Source organism: Fangia hongkongensis FSC776 = DSM 21703 (assembly GCF_000379445.1).
GTDB classification, from domain to species: domain Bacteria; phylum Pseudomonadota; class Gammaproteobacteria; order Francisellales; family Francisellaceae; genus Fangia; species Fangia hongkongensis.
In genome coordinates, this window is record NZ_KB902268.1 from 1 (window position 1) to 1,763 (window position 1,763).

The following is a 1,763-nucleotide window of genomic DNA, read 5'->3' on the forward strand; positions in this document are numbered from 1 at the left end:
AGTGCTCTACCTGATCACCATCATAGCTCAGTGAGAAGTTATGTTAAGCCTGTGTCAGAGACGCAGAAGCGGCTTTGTAGAATATGGGAAAATGTATTAGACACTCGACCTATTGGTATAGAAGATAACTTCTTTGAAATCGGTGGTGATTCTATTGCTGGGATTAAATTTTCCTGTATGGCATCAGATGAATTTGAAAAAGAGATTCATACTGCTTATCTGTTTAAATATAGAACCATTCGTCGTCTGGCAGCTCATATTGACAGTAGTGTATCAATGCCTAGCATAGAAATCCAAGTAACAAAGGGTGATAAGTGGCCACTGTCTTTTTCGCAACAACGTTTATACTTTATTGAACAGTATGAGAAAGGAACAAATGTATATCATGTTCCCTGGTTAGTATCTCTGTCTCGTGATATAAATGTCGAGGCCCTTAAAAGGAGTATTCAGGCCATTGCAGATAGACAAAAGGTATTGCAGACGACCTTTCTACAAGATGACTCAGGTATGATCTGGCAACATTTTGGTAGCGAACCGATTAAAATCGAATCGCGGGTTTATAGGTCAAAAACACACTTTAACGAGCTTTTAGTATCAGATGTAAATACTCCATTTAACTTATTGTCTGACTACCCAATGAGGAGCGTTTTATATCAAAATGATACATCACGGTACACGCATTTATTAATTAATATTCACCATATTGCTACAGATGGTTGGTCGCATGATATTTTGGTAGGTACTCTGCTAGAGTACTATGAGTATTTTGATCGTGGGGAGAAAATAGCCTTGGCTCCACCACGAATACAATATAAAGATTTTGCAGTTTGGCAACGCAGTTATCTGAACAAAGAAGTATTGAGGTATCAATTGGAATATTGGAAAGGTAAATTGTCCGGGTATAAAACGTTAAATTTGCCAACAGATAAATCTAGACCGAAACGCTTAATGTTGCATGGAAGGTCAGTAAATTTTGCATTAGATGAAACACTCTCTGATAGCCTAAAAGTACTTGCCAAGACTCGTGGAGAAACCTTATATACTTTGATGTTAACTGGGTTTTATATCTTATTGTACAAGCTGACAATGCAACAGGATATTATACTGGCAACGCCAGTTGCTAATAGACACTATTCAGGTGTTCAAGGGTTAATTGGTTTTTTTGTCAATAACTTGGTTTTAAGGCAAGATATTAATCCAAAGGAAACCGCGAACTTTCTACTTCACTCAGTTACAGATAACTTAATACAGGCGCAATCCTATCAGGACGTACCATTTGAACAGCTGGTGGCTGAATTAGAGATAGAAAAAGATATCAGTCGTCATCCTATCTTTCAAATTTTGTTTTCAGTACAAAGTTTTGAGACATACAACAGCGTTGAAGTTACTCGTTATTTTACAACAGAGACGTTACAAGGGATACATAATGTTACTCGTTTTGATTTAGAGTGTATTGTTAACAATTTAGGTAAAAAAATATCAGGTGTCATCACGTACTCAACCAGCTTATTTGATAAGCAAACGATAAATACATTTGCCAAGCAATATTCCTGTATTTTGGGTCAGCTTGTTAATGAAGCATCGACAAAACCAATTGCCAAATATAATTTAATAGATAATCGAAAATATCAAAAAATTACAGATACTTGGAATAAAACGCAATGTCCATTTCCAGGCCACAAAACATTGCCACAACTCTTTGAAGCACAAGTTGCTAAAACACCTGATGCTGTTGCAGTTGTGTTTAATGATAAACAACTCAC

1 protein-coding gene is annotated in these 1,763 nt (G+C 36.4%); it reads left to right on the forward strand.

Annotated elements, in window-relative coordinates; all coding sequences use genetic code 11:
* The coding region (locus A37Q_RS15160; protein ID WP_035405143.1) for a condensation domain-containing protein at window positions 1–1,763 on the forward strand (1,763 nt) is incomplete at both ends.